Consider the following 15,703-nt stretch of genomic DNA (forward strand, 5'->3'; position numbering starts at 1 on the left):
CTTCCTCCAGCTCCCGGATCCGTCGCTGCTCCGGCGTCAAAGGCCGGCCATCGCCGGCCTCCCCGGCACGATCCGCCTTGAGTTGCTCGACCCAGCGCCGAACGGCCGTCTCGCCCACCCCGGTGTCCCGCACCACTTGCGGCACACTCTGGCCCTCATCCACCACCATCCGGGCCACCCGAAGCTTGTACTCCGGATCAAAATTCCTGCGTCCCATATCGTCTCCTCGATCAGATCCCAATCATTCCACCGATCGAGGTGTCCACGAAAATTAGACCAGCACAATGCGGACGAGGACCCCGAACGCCTGCTCTTCCTCTGGAACCTGTTCGAGGGGGTGCCGAAGTTCTACCGGGATGCCTATGAGCAGGGTGTGCTGGATGCGGATCGCGAGACGGTGCTGCGCAAGCTGTTTTTCTCCAGCTCGTCGCCGCTGCGCAATGAAGCGGACAACTGGTTCCTGCGTGAACTGCGGGGGCGCTACGACATGGTGCTGCAGTTTCTGGCATCGCATCCCGGTTGCAACAACGCGGCGATCGAGGCCCACCTGGCGGAGGTCTCCGGTCCGGGAGAGGCACGACAGGTGGGTGGGCATCTGAAGGTCCTCAGCGAGCGGTACCGGATGATCGAGCGACGACTGCCGATCTTTGCGCGACCGAAGGCGCGCAGCGGGCGCTATTACATTCGCGACAATTTCCTGCGCGCGTGGCTGTCTGCGCTGCAGAAGCCGGTTTCGGCCTCGGCCTTTCGGCCGATGGACATGCTCGTGTCCCGTGCCGACGAACGTTTGCGCGAGGTGGAAGGCTATGCCCTGGAGGATCTGGTGGCGCAGCTTTATGAGGAGCGCAGTCGCCTGGGTCTGGGGGACTTTGCGTTGTCCGAACGGATTCGGGGGTACTGGGATCGCTCGGACGTGGAGATTGATTTGGTGGCGGTGTCCGAGGATCAGAACGCGATTCGGTTCGGCTCCTGCAAACGGCAGGGCGAGAAGCTGGCCAGGTCCATTCCGACTCTGGTGGCTGCGGCGGACCGATTTCTGAGCGCCCACAAGGCCTACCAGGGCTGGAATGTCGAGTACGTGGCGATCGCGCCCCGGATAACCCAAGCGGAGGCGGCGGAGATCCGGCGCCAGGGGGCGGTTCCGCAGCGCCTTGGGGCGCTCTGTGATGGATTGTGATCCGGGCGAAGGGGGGCTTGTGACTCCTGGGGGGGGCGTGCACGCCGCGGGTTTCTGTGGGGATGCCGCTGCACAAAGCGGCGTATCGGGTTGTAGTGGTCTACTGACGAGGGGCATCCCAGTCAAGGAAACACTGATGGGCAACAGGAGGTGAATGTGAACACGCCGAGACGAGCGTGATGCCTCCAGGGGTTCAAATCCAACGCGATTGCGATGGTGGAGGCCCAGGGTTATGGCCGCACGGAGGCGCCCTGGCAGCTCGGGATCATCCGAGGCCACGATGGGGCGGCGGTTGCTGGATTCGTTGCAGGTAGATATTTCGGATACGCGGGAGACGCTGGGGTGGGAGCCTCCGGTGAGTGTGGATGAGGGGTTGCGGCGGGCGGTGGTGTCGTTGGTTGGGTAGGTTTGGTGGTTGTACGGCTTTGGCGGGGGCTTCGCGGGCGAGCCCGCTCCCATAGGGGGTGGCAGTCGGTGTAGGAGGCCAGCCCCCTGGCCGATGGGGCTTGTCCAACATCCAATCGGCCAGGGGGCTGGCCTCCTACAGGGGGGGTGTTGTTTTGCGTGGGTGATCGGCCAGGGGGGCGGCGGGGTGCTTGGTTTATGGGTTGATTCCGATATTGATTGGTTATCGGGTTGAGCGCATAATCGGGCGTTATGACATTGCTTGCGCGAACACCTAAGCAGATTGGGACGATTGTGCGCCGGGTCCGGCGAAAGCAGGGCCTTACGCAGGCCGCGCTTGGCGAGAAGTCGGGCTTGCGCCAGGAGACGATCTCCCTGATCGAGAACGGGAACCCGGCCACCCGGTTGGAGACGTTGCTTGCGGTTCTGGCGGCGCTGGATCTGGAGTTTCAGGTTTCTCCCCGTGCGCGGTCGGCTGCGTCCATTGAAGAGATCTTCTGATGCCGCGCACGCGCCGTCATCTGCCGCTGCGTGTGTTGCTGAATGGGCGCCTGGTCGGGTTTTTGGAGAAGTCGGCGGCCGGGGCGATCCGCTTTCGGTATGACGCCAGTTGGTCAGGGCAACACTGATTAGTGCACGCGCTCGCGCTCGAGTCGCTTTTGCGTGCGAACAAGGCGCGGTAACTGCCGTGCAGTCATTCTGCACAAGGGAGCCGCAACGCCGTGCGCGCGCAAAAGCGGCCGAGCCCCTTCGTTGATTAAATTGTGGGGTTGGCACCCCAGGTTCCCCGATCCTGCGTTGCGCCGCTTGCGGGTAGAACCACTACCCGCTGCACGACGCGCCTTGTCTCGGAAAACCTGGGGTGCCAACGCGAGCGCGTGCACTAATCAGTGTTGCCCTAGGCTGGGAGCATGCGCTGCCGGTCTCGCTGTCGCTTCCGTTGCGGGAAGATGCCTACCACGGTGCGGCCGTGGCCGCGGTGTTCGAGAACCTGTTGCCGGATGCGGATGCCCTGCGACGGCGCGTGGCGCAACGCGTGGGCGCGGCCGGCACCGATGCCTACAGCCTGCTGGCGGCGATCGGGCATGATTGTGTGGGGGCTTTGCAGTTTTCGCTGTCGGATGCGCAGGAGTCCGAGCCCGCTGGAGGGATTCGTGGGGAGCCGCTCGATGATAGGGGCATCGAAGAGCTGCTGGGCGGTTTGGCACAGGCGCCGCTGGGTCTGGGCAGCGACGATGCTTTCCGCATTTCGATTGCTGGTGCCCAGGAGAAGACGGCACTGCTGTGGCATGAGGGTCGCTGGCTCAAGCCCCATGGCTCGACGCCGACTACGCATATCCTGAAGCCCGCTATTGGGCAGTTACCCAACGGGCTGGATTTGTCGGACAGCGTGGAGAACGAGTTTTACTGCCTGCGATTGCTGGCGGCGTTCGGTATGCCGGTGGCGCGTGCGGAGATCGGGCGCTTTGGAGGCGCGCGGGCGCTGGTAGTGGAGCGGTTTGATCGACACTGGGCGCGCGATGGGCGGTTGCTGCGCTTGCCGCAGGAAGACTGCTGCCAGGCACTGGGCGTGCCGCCGAGCCGCAAGTATCAGAGCGAAGGTGGCCCCGGGCTGGTGGATGTGCTGGGGCTGTTGCGGGGCAGTGATACGCCGGGGGCGGACCAGGCGACGGTGCTGAAGGCGCAAGTCCTGTTCTGGCTGATCGGCGCCACGGATGGGCACGCCAAGAATTTCAGTGTGTTCCTGCAACCCGGCGGCGGGTACCGGCTGACGCCGCTGTATGACGTGTTGACGATTTTACCCAGCGTGGCTAGCCGCCAGGTTGAGCGCAAGCAGGTTCGACTGGCGCTCGCTGTGGGGCGGCGCAACCACTATCGGGTGGATGGCATCCAGGGTCGCCATTTTCTGGAGACGGGCGCTTCGGCCCGTCTGCCTGCGGCGATGGTGCACGAGGTCCTGGCATCCGTGGTTCTGCAGGCCCCATCCGCACTGGATCGAGTGGAATATGAATTGCCGGCGGGGTTCCCGGCTGGCATCCATGACGCCGTTCGGCGTTCGGTGGAAGCGGGTATTCAGTCGCTGGAGCGGGTTCTTTGAGGCCAGGCCCGCAGGGGGCGGCACTCGGTGTAGGAGGCCAGCCCTCTGGCCGATGGGGCTTGTCCAACATCCAATCGGCCAGGGGGCTGTCCTCCTGCGGGGGGACCAGGGGACGGGGGTTATTAGTTGGGATTTGGGAGGCGTTTTGATTCGGGTTCTGGATGTGGTGCTGGCGTTGGTGGGGCTGGTTGCAGTGGCGCCGGTGATGGCGGTGTTGTGGGTGCTGGGCTGGCTGGAGTCGCGTTCGCCGCTGTTTCGGCAAGAGCGGGTGGGGCGGTATCAGCGGCCGTTTGTGCTGGTGAAGTTTCGGACGATGCGGCCGGATACGGCGTCGGTGGCGACGCATCTGGCGCAGGCCTCGTCGATTACGCGCTTGGGGCGCTTTCTGCGCAAAACGAAGCTGGATGAGTTGCCGCAGCTTTGGAATGTGCTGAAGGGGGAGATGAGCCTGGTAGGGCCGCGACCCTGTCTGGTGGGTCAGGTGGAGTTGATCGCGGCGCGGGAGGCTCGCGGGGTGTTTGCGGTGCGCCCGGGCATCACCGGGCTGGCGCAGGTGAACGGGATCGATATGTCGGACCCCGAGAGGCTGGCCGAGGTGGATGCGCAGATGATTGAGTCGCTGACGCTTGTGGGTTATTTCCGGTATCTGGTTTTGACTGTTACGGGGAAGGGTTCGGGGGATCGGGTTCGCGGTTAAGTTTCTTGGCGACATTGGTGGTTTTCGGGATTTGGCGGGGGCTTCGCGGCCGAATTTGGTGTAGAAGGCCAGCCTCTGGCCGGTTGGGGCTGGGCTGGCGATTGGTGTTGTGTGTTGGGGTTAGCGGGCGGCGAGTTCGTTGAAGAAGCTGGGGTTGTCGCGGATGGTGGCCAGGACCTTGGCGGCAAGTCCGGTGGGGTTTCGCCGTTTGGCTTCCCAGCTTTTGATGGTGTCGACGCTGGTTCCCATGGCCTTGGCGAATTCGGCTTGCGAAACGTGCAAGTGGGCGCGAATCGCCTTCACGTCCGCCACTTCGTGTCGGGTGATACGGCTGGCCGCTTTCCTGCCCTGTTTGATGTCGACCGCTTCTTGCAGTGATGTCTGGAGCTCGTCGTAGATGTTCATTCGAGAACTTCCTCTTTTAGCTGAGCGCTCATTGCCTTGAGTGCAGTCTTTTCGGTGGCGGTGAGGTTGTCTTTCACATTCTTGGGGTAGGCCAGGATCAGGTAGATCGTCTCTGTGCTCGCGAGAAAGTAGATCACACGGCCGCCACCACGCTTTCCTTGTCGGCCCAGCCCAATGCGAATCTTGCGTAACCCTCCCGTTCCCTGGATCAGGTCGGGTTTGGCGATCAGGATGCGCTGTAGTTCCTTCAGCTCATCATCGCTGGCGATCGCCTGAAATTGCCGGGTAAATGTTGGCGTTTCAATAAATTGAATGGCATGGGGCACGTGATGACATGTCCTTATGTCTGCAGTCCATGGGGTACAGTGTACACCTGTTGGGGCGTGTGTCGAATTCGGTCGCGTTGGGGGGTGGTCTGATGTGGGTGATCGGCCAGAGGGCTGGCCTCCTACAGTTACGGGGATGGTGGGGTGGGTGGTTTTGTGATGGAGTTTGGATTAGCGTGCGGGGAATTGTGAACTGGGGAGGTTGTGATGGACGAGTGGGCCGAGCGACTGGCGGGATTGGGGACCGCGAGTATTGGGCGCGTGGTTGAAGGCTTGTTGCGCGGGATGGGGTATGTGCTGGTGGATGCGCCGGCGGATGGTCGCGATGTGTGGCAGGAGTATGTGGTGGCCCCGGCACGCGGCGGTGACGATGCGCCGCGCTTGATTGTGGGAGTGGCGCGCGATCGCGACAGCGAGGTGGAGCCGCCGGAGCTGGAGGCCTTTGTCTCGGGGCGCATGGGTAGTGATCGCGGGATGTATGTGAGCCTGGCCGGCTTTGCGCCGGAGGCGCGCGAGCAGGCGGCGGAGCTGGCGATGCCGGTGATTCTGCTGGAGCCGGCTGATCTGGCGGAGCGGTTGCGCAGCCACTGGGGTGCGCTGGATGGCGAGACGCAGGCGCTGGTTGAGGGGCGTGGTTAGCGGTTTGTGTTTTCTTGGTCGAGTGTGAGGAGGGCCTGTTCTGTTGGGATGGGCCCTTTTTTGTTGGGCGGGTTTGGTGCGGTATTCGGGCGTGGGTATCGCCGAGGGGGCTCGGCTCCTACAGGGGCGGGTGTGGTTGGTGTAGGAGGCCAGCCCTCTGGCCGATTGGGGCTTGTCTGGTAGTAGTGCGCCGTCAGCTGGCAGGCTCCAGGAGGAGCGCGGTCAGCGGGGGCAGGTGGAGGTAGAGCGTGGCGGGGTGGCCGTTGCGCTCGATGGGTTCGGCGTGGGCGTGGGCGGGGCCGCGGGAGTCGCCGCCGTAGGCCTGGGCGTCGGTGTTGAGGACGACGCGCCAGGGGCCGGGGTGCGGTGCGGGGACCGGGTGCGCACCGCGTTCGATGGGGGTGAGGTTGAGCACGACGATGCGTTCCTGGCCGTGGATGTCGCGGCGCAGGAAGCTGAGGGTGGAGTGCGAGGCGTCGTCGCAGTCCAGCCAGGAGAAGCCGTCGGGCTCGAATTCGCGGCCGTGCAGGGCGGTGTGGTCGCGGTAGGCGCGGTTGAGGTCGCTCACGAGCTGCTGCAGGCCCTGGTGCAGCGGGTATTGCAGGACGTACCAGTCCAGTTCGCCGTCCTCTGACCATTCCGGGCCCTGGCCGAATTCCTGGCCCATGAACAGGAGCTTCTTGCCGGGGTAGAGCCACTGCCAGGCATAAAGCAGGCGCAGGTTGGCGAACTGTTCCCATTCGTTGCCGGGCATGCGGCCGCGCAGGCTGCGTTTGCCGTGCACGACTTCGTCGTGGGAGAAGGGCAGGACGAAGTTCTCGCTGTAGGCGTAGATCTGGCCGAAGGTGAGCTGGTTGTGGTGGTAGTGGCGGTAGATCGGGTCCATGCCGAAGTAGGTCAGGGTGTCGTGCATCCAGCCCATGTTCCATTTCATGGTGAAGCCGAGTCCTCCCATGGACGGTGGGCGGCTGACGCCCGGCCAGGCGGTGGATTCCTCGGCGATCATCACCACGCCGGGGTGCGCGGTCTGCACGGTCTCGTTCAGGTGGCGCAGGAAGTCGATCGCCTCCAGGTTTTCGTTGCCGCCGTGGATGTTGGGCAGCCAGTCGTGCGGTTCGCGGTCGTAGTCGCGATAGAGCATGGAGGCGACGGCGTCCACGCGCAGGCCGTCGAGGTGGAAGTCCTCGACCCAGCACAGGGCGCTGGAGAGCAGGAAGTTGCGCACCTCGGGGCGGGAGTAGTTGAAGATCAAGGTGCCCCAGCCGCGGTGTTCGCCGATGCGCGGGTCTTCGTGTTCGTACAGTGCGGTGCCGTCGAAGCGGGCGAGCGCGAACTCGTCGCGCGGGAAGTGGCCGGGCACCCAGTCGAGCAACACGCCAAGCCCGGCCTGGTGGGCCTGGTCGACGAAGTAGCGAAAGTCATCCGGGTCGCCAAAGCGCGAGGTGGGGGCGAAAAAGCCGGTGCTCTGGTAGCCCCAGGAGCCGTCGAACGGGTGTTCGGTGATCGGCAGCAGCTCGAGATGGGTAAAGCCCATGTCGCGGGCATAGGGCACGAGGCGCTCGGCCAGCTCGCGGTAGTTGGGCCACTGGCCCTCGGGGCTGCGCTGCCAGGAGCCGAGATGCACTTCGTAGATGCTCATCGGGCGGTGCTTCCAGCTCTCGGGGTCGCGGTTCTGGAGCCATTCGTCATCGCCCCAGGTGTAGTCGCTCTGCGGCTGGATGCGCGCGGCCGTCTCCGGGCGCAGCTGGTAGGCGCGGGCGTAGGGGTCGGTGCGGACGTGGATGGTGCCGAGGTCGCGGTTGCGGATCTCGAATTTGTACAGGGTGTCGCGGTCCAGCCCCGGGATGAACAGTTCCCAGATGCCGCTGCCCGGGTGCACGGTCATCGGGTGGCAACGGCCATCCCAGCGGTTGAAGTCGCCGACGACGGAGGTGCGCTCGGCGTTCGGGGCCCATACGGCGAAGCGCACGCCGTCGATCTCGTCGCGGGTCTCCGGGTGGGCGCCGAGCATGCGGTGGGCGTGCCAGTGCCGGCCTTCGGCGAACAGGTGGCGGTCGAACCCGGGGATGTCCGGAGAGAAGCTCCACGGGTCAACGGTTTGTAATGTCTGCGTGCCACCCTCGGGCTTCCAGCGGAGTTCGGGGTGCGCGGGGAGGGCATTGCCCTTGCCCTGCCAGGTGAAGAGCCCCGGGATTTTGGTACTGGGTGTGAGCGGTTCGTCGGATCCGCCCGAAAGTGTGATCGAGGCCTCGCTGGCGTGCGGCAGCCAGGCACGGTAGCAGGCAGTCTCTTGATCCAGCGCATGAAGGCCCAGGACGCTGTGTGGATCATGGAGGCGCGCCTCCGGCAAACGCGCGAGGGTTTCGGCAACGGGTGTGATGCATTTGCTGGAGGCTGTTGTCATACTCGAATCACGCTCGGTGTTTGATCGGGGTCACAGCCCCGGAGAGGTTTAATGGCAAGGATGGGTGCATGAATCCGCAACCGCAACGTTTTGTTAGTCGTCTGACCCGCGAGACCCTGGCTCTGATCCTCGCCGGTGGGCGCGGATCGCGGCTGAAGCAGCTGACGCTCTGGCGGGCCAAGCCGGCCGTACCGTTCGGCGGCAAGTTCCGCATCATCGACTTTCCACTGTCCAACTGTATCAACTCGGGCATCCGTCAGGTGGCGGTGCTGACGCAGTACAAGGCGCATTCGCTGATCCAGCATATCCAGCGCGGCTGGAGCTTCCTGCGCGGGGAGTTCGGCGAGTTTATCGAGCTGTTGCCGGCGCAGCAGCGCATCGAGACGTCCTGGTACCAGGGTACGGCGGACGCGGTGTACCAGAACATCGACATTATCCGTCAGCACGCGCCAAGTTACGTGCTGATCCTGGCCGGGGACCACATCTACAAGATGGACTACGGCCAGATGATCGCCTTCCACGTGGAGAGCGGGGCGGACATGACGGTGGGCTGCCTGGAGGTGGAGCGTGAACGCGCCAAGGCCTTCGGGGTGATGGGCGTCGATGCCGCGAGCCGCATTACCTCGTTTGCGGAGAAGCCGGATGACCCGGCGAGCATCCCGGGCAAGAGCACCCATTCGCTGGCCTCGATGGGGATCTACGTGATCAACACGCAGTTCCTGTTCGAGCAGCTGATCAAGGACGCGGATGACACCTTCTCCACGCACGATTTCGGCAAGGACATCATCCCCGGCATCATCGATCGCTATCAGGTGATGGCCTACCCGTTCCGCGACGAGCAGGGCGTGCGCCAGGGCTACTGGCGTGATGTCGGCACGATCGACTCCTACTGGCAGGCGAACCTGGAACTGATCGGCGTGACCCCCGAACTGAATCTGTACGACTCCGACTGGCCGATCTGGACGTATCAGGAGCAGCTGCCGCCGGCGAAGTTCGTGTTTGACGACGACGATCGCCGCGGCATGGCGATCGACTCCATGGTGTCGGGGGGTTGCATCATCTCGGGCAGCACGATCCGCCACTCGCTGCTGTTCTCCAACGTGCAGGTGAACGCCGGTTCGACGGTGGAAGACTCGGTGATCCTGCCCAGCGTGAAGGTGGGCGAGGACTGCGTAATCCAGAAGGCGGTGATCGACAAGGGCTGCAGGGTGCCCGACGGGACCCAGATCGGTGTGGACGACGAGGCGGATGCCCGCGACTACTACATATCGCCCGAAGGTGTACGGGTGGTAACCCCCGAGATGCTCGGACAGGCCACGCATCATGTGCGCTAGTACCGCGCTGGTGCCGATCCCACCCAAACTCGATGTGGTGCTGTGCTGGCACATGCACCAGCCACAGTACTTCGAGAGCGGCGCGGGTGAATACGCGTTGCCCTGGACGTACCTCCATGCGCTGAAGGACTACACGGACATGGCCGCCCACCTGGAGGCCTGCCCAAAGGCGCGCGCGGTGGTCAATTTTGCGCCAATCCTGCTGGAGCAACTGGCGGACTATGGCGAGCGCCTGGACGCCTGCGTGCGCGAGCGCCAGCTTGTTGGCGACCCGGTGCTCGACCTGTTGCACATGGATGCGGTGCCGACGGACTCTGCGCAGCGCGAGGAGATCCTGCGGGTATGCCTGCGGGCGCATGCCCCGCGCATGATCGAGCCGTTCCCGCTGTTCCAGCGCCTCGCCGATATCGCGCGCAAGGCGATGGAGGAGCCGCTGCTGCTGGGGCATCTGGATGACCGCTTTTTCCAGGATCTGGCTACCTGTTACCACCTGGCCTGGCTGGGCGAGACCATTCGCTGGGCCTATCCCGAGGTGCGCGGCTGGCTGAAGGCGGATACGAACTTCGACCCTGCCATGCGTCAGCGTCTGCTGACGCTGATCCGCGACGAGGTCAAGGGCATCCTGCCGCGCTATCGGGAATTGGCGGAGAGTGGTCGGGTCGAGTTGTCGTTTACCCCGTATGCCCACCCGATCATGCCGCTGATGATTGACCTGGCCTCTGCCCGCGAGGCGATGCCGGAGGTGGAACTGCCTAAGGCCCCCGCCTATCCGGATGGGGAGGCCCGGGTGCGCTGGCACATCGATCGGGGGATCGAGGTCTTCGAGAAGCATTTTGGCTTCCGCCCGCGCGGGTGCTGGCCCTCCGAGGGCAGCCTGAGCGAGGCGACCATACGCCTGCTGGACGAATACAAGCTGTGCTGGACGGCCAGCGGCCAGACGGTGCTCGCCAACAGCCTGGCGGCGGCGGGCGAGACGGCCGAGTCCAACACCGGCTCCGCCGAAGAGGAAGGCTGGCTGCACCGCCCCTATCAACTGCAGGGCAGTGACATCGAACTGTTTTTCCGTGACGACGGGCTGTCCGATGCGATCGGGTTTCGCTATGCCGACTGGCATGCGGACGATGCGGTGGGGGACTTCATCCACCACCTGGAGAACATCGCCGCCGTTTCGCCCCAGGGTGGGGTGGTCTCGGTGATCCTGGATGGCGAGAACGCCTGGGAGTACTACCCCGAGAACGGTTATCACTTCCTCAATGCGCTGTACGAGCGCCTGGCGCAGCACGCCACACTGAATCTTTGCACCTTTGCCGACGTCTGCCGGCGCAGCGGCAAGGATCGCGATCGCGGCGAGCTGCCGGGGCTGGTCGCGGGCAGCTGGGTATACGGGACGTTCTCCACCTGGATCGGCGACCCCGACAAGAACCGGGGCTGGGACAGCCTGATCGCGGCCCGCAAGGCGGTAGACCAGGCCGTGGCCGAGGATCCCTCGCTGGATACACCGGAACTGCGCGAGCAACTGGCCATCTGCGAAGGGTCGGACTGGTGCTGGTGGTTCGGGGCGTACAACCCGGCCGGTTCGGTCAGTGACTTCGAGCAGCTTTATCGTCGACATCTGGCGCGGCTTTATCAGCTTGCCAACCTCACGGTCCCCGAATCGCTGGGCGAGGTGCTCTCGGTCGGCGGGGGTGATCCGTCCGCGGGCGGCACGATGCGCAAGGGGCAGGGCGACTGATGGTCGGCGAGGGCCATGCCAACCCGCTGATGCAGCGCCGGCGGGCGGGCGTGCTGCTTCATCCCACCTCCCTGCCCGGCAGCGAGCCGGTCGGGACGCTCGGCGGCGAGGCCTACGCCTTTCTCGACTGGGCTCGTCGGGCAGGCTTCACGCTGTGGCAGATCCTGCCGCTACACCCCCCGCATGAGGATGGCTCGCCCTACGCGTGCATCTCCGCCTTTGCGGGTGATGCGCGCCTGATCGATCCCCGGTTGCTGGCCGAGCGGGTTGGGCTGTCGGCGGACAGCGGCACCGGGGAGGCCATGCTGGCCCGGGCGCATGCCCGATTGAATGACACCCCGGCCGTCTGGCGAGAGGCCTATCAGCGGTTCTGTCAGGAGCAGGGGCCGGTCTGGCTGGACGACTACGCCCGCTTCGTGGTGATCCGCGCACGCGAGCAGGATCGGCCCTGGTGGGAGTGGGACCCGGTGCTGCGCGACCGCGACCCGGACGCGATGGAGCGGATCGAGGACGAGGCGCGCGACGAGCTGGAGCGGGTGCGCTTCGCCCAGTTCGTGTTCTTTGACCAGTGGCAGGACCTGCGTCGTCAGGCGAAGGATCTGGATATCCTCATCCTGGGCGATATGCCGATCTTCGTGGCGCACGACTCGGCCGATGTCTGGGCTCATCGCGACCTGTTCGACCTGGACGAGACGGGCCATCCGGTCACCGTCGCCGGTGTTCCTCCGGACTACTTCTCCGAGACCGGGCAGCGCTGGGGCAACCCCCAGTACCACTGGGACCGGCTGGAGGCCACCGGCTACCGCTGGTGGGTCGATCGCATGCGGTGGGCATTGGAAACCCTGGATGCCGTCCGCATCGACCATTTCCGTGGCTTCGAGGCGAGCTGGGGCATCCCGGCCGAGGAACCGGACGCGACCAATGGCCGCTGGGTGCCAGGCCCGGGCGAGCCGTTCTTTCGCCGCCTGGAAGACGAGCTGGGCACGCTGCCACTGCTGGCCGAGGATCTCGGGGTGATCACGCCTGAAGTCACCGCGCTGCGCGAACACTTCGACCTGCCGGGTATGCGTATCCTGCAGTTCGCCTTCGAGGGTGGCGAGGACAACCCGTACCTGCCGAACAACCACAACGAGGCCAGCGCCGTCTACACCGGCACGCACGACAACGACACCACGCTGGGCTGGTTTCAATCGCTCGCCCCCGAGATGCAGGAGCACGTGATCAACACCCTGAACGAGGGCGGGGCCGAGGAGATCCCGTGGCCGTTGATCCGCGCCGCCTACCGCTCCGTGGCACAGCTGGCCATCCTGCCGATGCAGGACGCACTCGGCCTGGACAACCGGGCCCGCATGAACCGACCCGGCACCATGGATGACGGCAACTGGCGCTGGCGCTTCTCCTGGAAGCAGGTGCCCGAGGACCGCGCCGCCGAACTGCAGGCCCTGGCGCGCGAAACGGACCGCCAGTAGCGACTTCCCGCCCGCCATTGCCAGCCCGCCCCACATCCCGGAGAATGCCGACCACCGGAGGGGTGGCAGAGCGGTTGAATGCACCGGTCTTGAAAACCGGCAGGGATTCACGTCCCTCGTGGGTTCAAATCCCACCCCCTCCGCCATTTCTCTAGCTCTTCGTGTCTGTGAGCACGTACTCTCAGGTCCCAGGGGATTTGAACCCACGAGATCGACAAGATGGTTCGACCGGTGGCGCATCGCGACACCGGAACGTCGCCGCAGGCGACGGCCCGAAGGGCGAGGCACATCGTGCCGAGTAATCCCACCCCCTCCGCCATTTCCTTGGTTATTCTCGCACGCGCCAGCGCGTCGCGGGATCGAGTGCGACACTCGTAGGGTGCGGTTGAGCACCGCGAAACGCACCATCCCCTGCGCCGAGCGAAACCCCGATGCGATTCGCTATGCTCATCGCATCCTACGGTGCTGCGGCGGGTTTACTCTCTTGGTAACTGTTCTCCCTTGACGCGGAACCCCGCTGGACGTAATCTTGCCGCCGTTCTGGGCGGTTAGCTCAGCGGTAGAGCACTGCCTTCACACGGCAGGGGTCACTAGTTCGAACCTAGTACCGCCCACCAGAAAATCCAGAAAAAAGGGCGACTTACGGATCTTCCGGGTCGCCTTTTTTGTGCCCTCTAGGCGCTCGCACGCTTTTGGTCACCAAATGGTGACCCTGCCAACTAGAGGGGAAAGACCATGTACAGCTTCCACGAATGGGCCGATCACTACGGCCACAGCGACACCCCCGCAGCCCGAAACGAATACCAGGTGTATCTCGACAACCTGGCTCTGCTCCAAGGCATCACCCGCCGCCAGCCCCAGTTCGACCGCTTCTACGTGGTCCAGGACCGCACGCTGCCGGACGGCCGCCGCCTGCTAGGGGATATCGTCGCCGGGCCGTTCGACAGCCGTGACGAAGCCCAGGCAGCACTCAAGGATCGCCGCGAGTCCGGGGCCTATATCGGGCGCTGGACGGATGAAAGGGCCCCGCTCTCGATTGAGGAACGCCGCAGCCTGCGGTGATCGCCCGATTCATAGGACACAGGAGACAGACAATGACCGAAGGCACCGAAATGACCGCCCAGGAGCTCAGCGAACTGGCGGACGATACCATCCGCCGGATCGACTCCATGCGCTCGCTTTGCACGAAGATCATCTGCGAGGGCGAACAGGACAACCCCGACATCCCGCTGTGGGATCTGGTGTCCGAGAGTTTCGACATGACCAAGAAGACGGTGGCCGCGCTGCAGAACGGCATCGGGACGTAAACGGAACCGTCATCGACACCACGCCCGGCCATGCGCCGGGCTTTCTTTTGCTAGGCTCTAGGTTTGCGCCTACGCACAAGGAAGTGCCGCCATGCCCTCATTTGTCCGCAGGCTGAACGAATCCCTACGGGTCGGAAACGAGGTGCGCGTCGTGATCCTCGAGACGAACGGGAAACAGGTCCGCATCGGAATCGAAGCGCCCCGGGATACGCAGATCCTGCGCGCCGAACTGGCTCCACCTGCCGACCATGTAGCGCCGGAAAGCTCTGCTACCCTCGAACCTGTATCACCACGGACGCCAGGAGGGCGCGAGTGACACCCAAGCACCTCAAGATACAAACGCTGCTCGCTTTCCTGCTCACGCTCTACGGCATCCTGCATCTGTGGTCCGTCGAACCCGATCCGGTGATGGGCGGTTACTCGCTGTTCGACGTGTGGCCGGTTCTGGTTGGCGGGGTGTGGCTCATTGGGGCACTGTTCGCGGTGTGGTGGAAAGCCGGTAGGTAGGCGGTCCCAGCGCGGTACAATGCCCGCATGGTCGAGGGAAACGTCAAAGACACGCGCATCGTCCTGGATCAGTGGGGGCACTGGTGGCGTGCCCGCGAGGCCCGCGAGTCGAATACGCACCCATCACGCCAGTCGATCGCAGCCGAAGCCATGCAGATCGCCCGGGTAGGCGCTCGCGTTCACGCGACACGCGGGAAAGACGCTGACAGCATCCAACCCCCGTTCTGGATCGCAGAAATCGACCAGGCCGTCGACCAGCTCCCCCAGGCCCAACGGGCCGCCTTGGTCGCCTTCTATCTCCGACGCACCATGCGCAGACGAAATCCGGCCCTCCTACGGGCTGAAATGGCCCTCAGCACGTAAAACGCCCCCGCAGATCGTCTGCAGGGGCGCACCGACCACGCCAGCGCTCGTTCTGGCCGCCGGGTCTGGGTTTGGGCAGGAAGCCCGGCCCCAGCACCACGGGTGGTGGATTACTCGCCGAACGAACCCTTCACCAGAGCGGAAGGCCGCACCACGGTGACCGTGGATCGCATTTCCGCGCGGACCGTGACCAGGTTGCGTTGCACGTTGTCTTCGTCCTGCTCGAACATCTCGACAGCCGGAGACATGCGGTCCCACAGAATCGCGGCGGCGGTAAAGTCGCCCACCAGGAACTCGCCAGACGGCATGCTGTTGGTCGGGACCACCGGCACCCCCCAAAGCTGCGGCGGGGTCGCGGCGCGCGGGCTGGTGAACAGGTAGCGGCTCTCGTCATCCTTCAGCCGCACGATCTCGGACCAGTCCCCCGGGTTCATCAGGATCGCGGTAGCCGACCAGTCGGCCAGCTCGAGCTGTTCTATCGCCCGGCGGATCACATCCGTTTTCGGGGCGCCCGTTACGTCCAGGTTGAAGCTGGTGGCGTTCTCCAGGAGACCGCTCATGTTCGAGCCCGAGCCGTTGCCGGTCACGATCTGCGATTCCTCGGCCAGCTGGACGCCGTAGCGCAGGCGCCGGTCCAGGAACAGGGTCAACGCCGGCGCGTCGTCCAGCACCTGCCGGGAAACCTTCTGCCAGTGCGCCACCGTCACCACGCTGGCCTCGACCAGATCGAAGGTCAGATCGGTTTCCGCCTTCTCGGCACCTTCACCGGCCTGCGGGGCCGCGTTGTTGGTGAACGCGAGCTCGCGCGTGACTTCGATGCGGTTCGAGGTCGTGCCCACG

General features: G+C 64.7%; 15 protein-coding genes, 2 tRNA genes, 1 other RNA gene and 2 pseudogenes. 15 read left to right on the forward strand and 5 right to left on the reverse strand.

Going from position 1 to position 15,703, the window contains the following annotated elements; genetic code table 11:
* Positions 1-217, reverse strand: a 217-nt coding sequence (locus G015_RS14260) for a transposase (protein WP_020146875.1), incomplete at its 3' end; no start/stop codon positions are given.
* A gap of 66 nt (positions 218-283) precedes the next feature.
* Here G015_RS14260 and G015_RS13750 point away from each other — a divergent pair.
* From G015_RS13750 to G015_RS0113435, 4 genes and pseudogenes are all read left to right on the forward strand, one after another.
* Positions 284-1,177 (forward strand): annotated as a pseudogene (locus tag G015_RS13750) (DUF234 domain-containing protein); the annotation flags it as partial.
* A 657-nt stretch (positions 1,178-1,834) separates the two neighbouring features.
* Entirely contained in the window at positions 1,835-2,083 is a 249-nt protein-coding gene (locus G015_RS0113425; protein WP_019583480.1) for a helix-turn-helix domain-containing protein, read from the forward strand.
* A gap of 397 nt (positions 2,084-2,480) precedes the next feature.
* Positions 2,481-3,680 (forward strand): annotated as a pseudogene (locus tag G015_RS13755) (type II toxin-antitoxin system HipA family toxin); the annotation flags it as partial.
* A gap of 145 nt (positions 3,681-3,825) precedes the next feature.
* A complete protein-coding gene (locus G015_RS0113435) occupies positions 3,826-4,377 on the forward strand; it encodes a sugar transferase (RefSeq protein ID WP_020146878.1) in 552 nt (183 codons plus the stop codon).
* Between the two features lie 120 nt (positions 4,378-4,497).
* Here the strand turns inward: G015_RS0113435 and nadS are convergent, their stop codons facing one another.
* Both nadS and G015_RS0113445 read right to left on the reverse strand, forming a co-directional pair.
* On the reverse strand, positions 4,498-4,782 hold the full coding sequence (gene nadS / locus G015_RS0113440) for a NadS family protein (protein ID WP_020146879.1): 285 nt from the start codon (positions 4,780-4,782) through the stop codon (positions 4,498-4,500).
* A complete protein-coding gene (locus G015_RS0113445) occupies positions 4,779-5,108 on the reverse strand; it encodes a type II toxin-antitoxin system RelE/ParE family toxin (protein ID WP_020146880.1) in 330 nt (109 codons plus the stop codon). Before G015_RS0113445 ends, nadS begins: the two co-directional genes overlap by 4 nt.
* 207 nt (positions 5,109-5,315) lie before the next feature.
* Here G015_RS0113445 and G015_RS0113450 point away from each other — a divergent pair, with 207 nt between their 5' ends.
* Positions 5,316-5,747, forward strand: a complete 432-nt coding sequence (locus G015_RS0113450; protein ID WP_020146881.1) for a restriction endonuclease — start codon at positions 5,316-5,318, stop codon at positions 5,745-5,747.
* A gap of 193 nt (positions 5,748-5,940) precedes the next feature.
* Here G015_RS0113450 and glgB read toward each other — a convergent pair whose 3' ends face one another.
* The gene (glgB, locus tag G015_RS0113455; RefSeq protein ID WP_028490934.1) at positions 5,941-8,151 is read right to left on the reverse strand and encodes a 1,4-alpha-glucan branching protein GlgB; all 2,211 of its coding nucleotides are present in this window, start codon (positions 8,149-8,151) and stop codon (positions 5,941-5,943) included.
* A 68-nt stretch (positions 8,152-8,219) separates the two neighbouring features.
* Here glgB and glgC point away from each other — a divergent pair, with 68 nt between their 5' ends.
* From glgC to G015_RS0113500, 10 genes are all read left to right on the forward strand, one after another.
* The gene (gene glgC, locus G015_RS0113460; RefSeq protein WP_018139590.1) at positions 8,220-9,485 is read left to right on the forward strand and encodes a glucose-1-phosphate adenylyltransferase; all 1,266 of its coding nucleotides are present in this window, start codon (positions 8,220-8,222) and stop codon (positions 9,483-9,485) included.
* 52 nt (positions 9,486-9,537) lie between these two features.
* Positions 9,538-11,217, forward strand: coding sequence for a glycoside hydrolase family 57 protein (locus tag G015_RS0113465; RefSeq protein ID WP_019592748.1), 1,680 nt, complete (start codon positions 9,538-9,540; stop codon positions 11,215-11,217).
* Positions 11,217-12,686 carry a 4-alpha-glucanotransferase gene (malQ, locus tag G015_RS0113470; RefSeq protein ID WP_019592747.1) on the forward strand — a complete coding sequence of 490 codons (1,470 nt, stop codon included), beginning with the start codon at positions 11,217-11,219 and terminating at the stop codon, positions 12,684-12,686. The genes G015_RS0113465 and malQ overlap by 1 nt, the downstream gene beginning before the upstream one ends.
* 56 nt (positions 12,687-12,742) lie before the next feature.
* Positions 12,743-12,832 (forward strand) — tRNA-Ser (locus G015_RS0113475).
* Between the two features lie 31 nt (positions 12,833-12,863).
* Positions 12,864-13,005, forward strand: a non-coding RNA gene (locus G015_RS14205) — RtT sRNA.
* 223 nt (positions 13,006-13,228) lie between these two features.
* Positions 13,229-13,303 (forward strand) — tRNA-Val (locus G015_RS0113480).
* A 118-nt stretch (positions 13,304-13,421) separates the two neighbouring features.
* A complete protein-coding gene (locus tag G015_RS0113485; protein ID WP_020146883.1) occupies positions 13,422-13,748 on the forward strand; it encodes a hypothetical protein in 327 nt (108 codons plus the stop codon).
* 32 nt (positions 13,749-13,780) lie between these two features.
* Positions 13,781-13,993 carry a hypothetical protein gene (locus G015_RS0113490; protein WP_020146884.1) on the forward strand — a complete coding sequence of 71 codons (213 nt, stop codon included), beginning with the start codon at positions 13,781-13,783 and terminating at the stop codon, positions 13,991-13,993.
* A 91-nt stretch (positions 13,994-14,084) separates the two neighbouring features.
* Entirely contained in the window at positions 14,085-14,309 is a 225-nt protein-coding gene (locus G015_RS14210) for a carbon storage regulator (RefSeq protein ID WP_083925135.1), read from the forward strand.
* Entirely contained in the window at positions 14,306-14,500 is a 195-nt protein-coding gene (locus tag G015_RS0113500) for a hypothetical protein (protein ID WP_020146727.1), read from the forward strand. Before G015_RS14210 ends, G015_RS0113500 begins: the two co-directional genes overlap by 4 nt.
* A 473-nt stretch (positions 14,501-14,973) precedes the next feature.
* Here the strand turns inward: G015_RS0113500 and G015_RS0113510 are convergent.
* On the reverse strand, positions 14,974-15,703 hold a 730-nt coding region (locus G015_RS0113510; protein WP_020146885.1), incomplete at its 5' end, for a phage major capsid protein.

Origin of the sequence: Thioalkalivibrio sp. ALJ15, assembly GCF_000383695.1 — a bacterium.
Taxonomy (GTDB): Bacteria; Pseudomonadota; Gammaproteobacteria; order Ectothiorhodospirales; family Ectothiorhodospiraceae; genus Thioalkalivibrio.

Bases quoted from the DNA above. Each gene is read 5' to 3' on its own strand.
- G015_RS14210 (WP_083925135.1), top strand. From the start codon at position 14,085: ATGCCCTCATTTGTCCGCAGGCTGAACGAATCCCTACGGGTCGGAAAC.
- G015_RS0113490 (WP_020146884.1), top strand. From the start codon at position 13,781: ATGACCGAAGGCACCGAAATGACCGCCCAGGAGCTCAGCGAACTGGCG.
- G015_RS0113450 (WP_020146881.1), top strand. From the start codon at position 5,316: ATGGACGAGTGGGCCGAGCGACTGGCGGGATTGGGGACCGCGAGTATT.
- G015_RS0113465 (WP_019592748.1), top strand. From the start codon at position 9,538: ATGCACCAGCCACAGTACTTCGAGAGCGGCGCGGGTGAATACGCGTTG.
- G015_RS0113425 (WP_019583480.1), top strand. From the start codon at position 1,835: ATGACATTGCTTGCGCGAACACCTAAGCAGATTGGGACGATTGTGCGC.
- nadS (WP_020146879.1), bottom strand. From the start codon at position 4,782: ATGAACATCTACGACGAGCTCCAGACATCACTGCAAGAAGCGGTCGAC.
- glgC (WP_018139590.1), top strand. From the start codon at position 8,220: ATGAATCCGCAACCGCAACGTTTTGTTAGTCGTCTGACCCGCGAGACC.
- malQ (WP_019592747.1), top strand. From the start codon at position 11,217: ATGGTCGGCGAGGGCCATGCCAACCCGCTGATGCAGCGCCGGCGGGCG.
- G015_RS0113485 (WP_020146883.1), top strand. From the start codon at position 13,422: ATGTACAGCTTCCACGAATGGGCCGATCACTACGGCCACAGCGACACC.
- glgB (WP_028490934.1), bottom strand. From the start codon at position 8,151: ATGACAACAGCCTCCAGCAAATGCATCACACCCGTTGCCGAAACCCTC.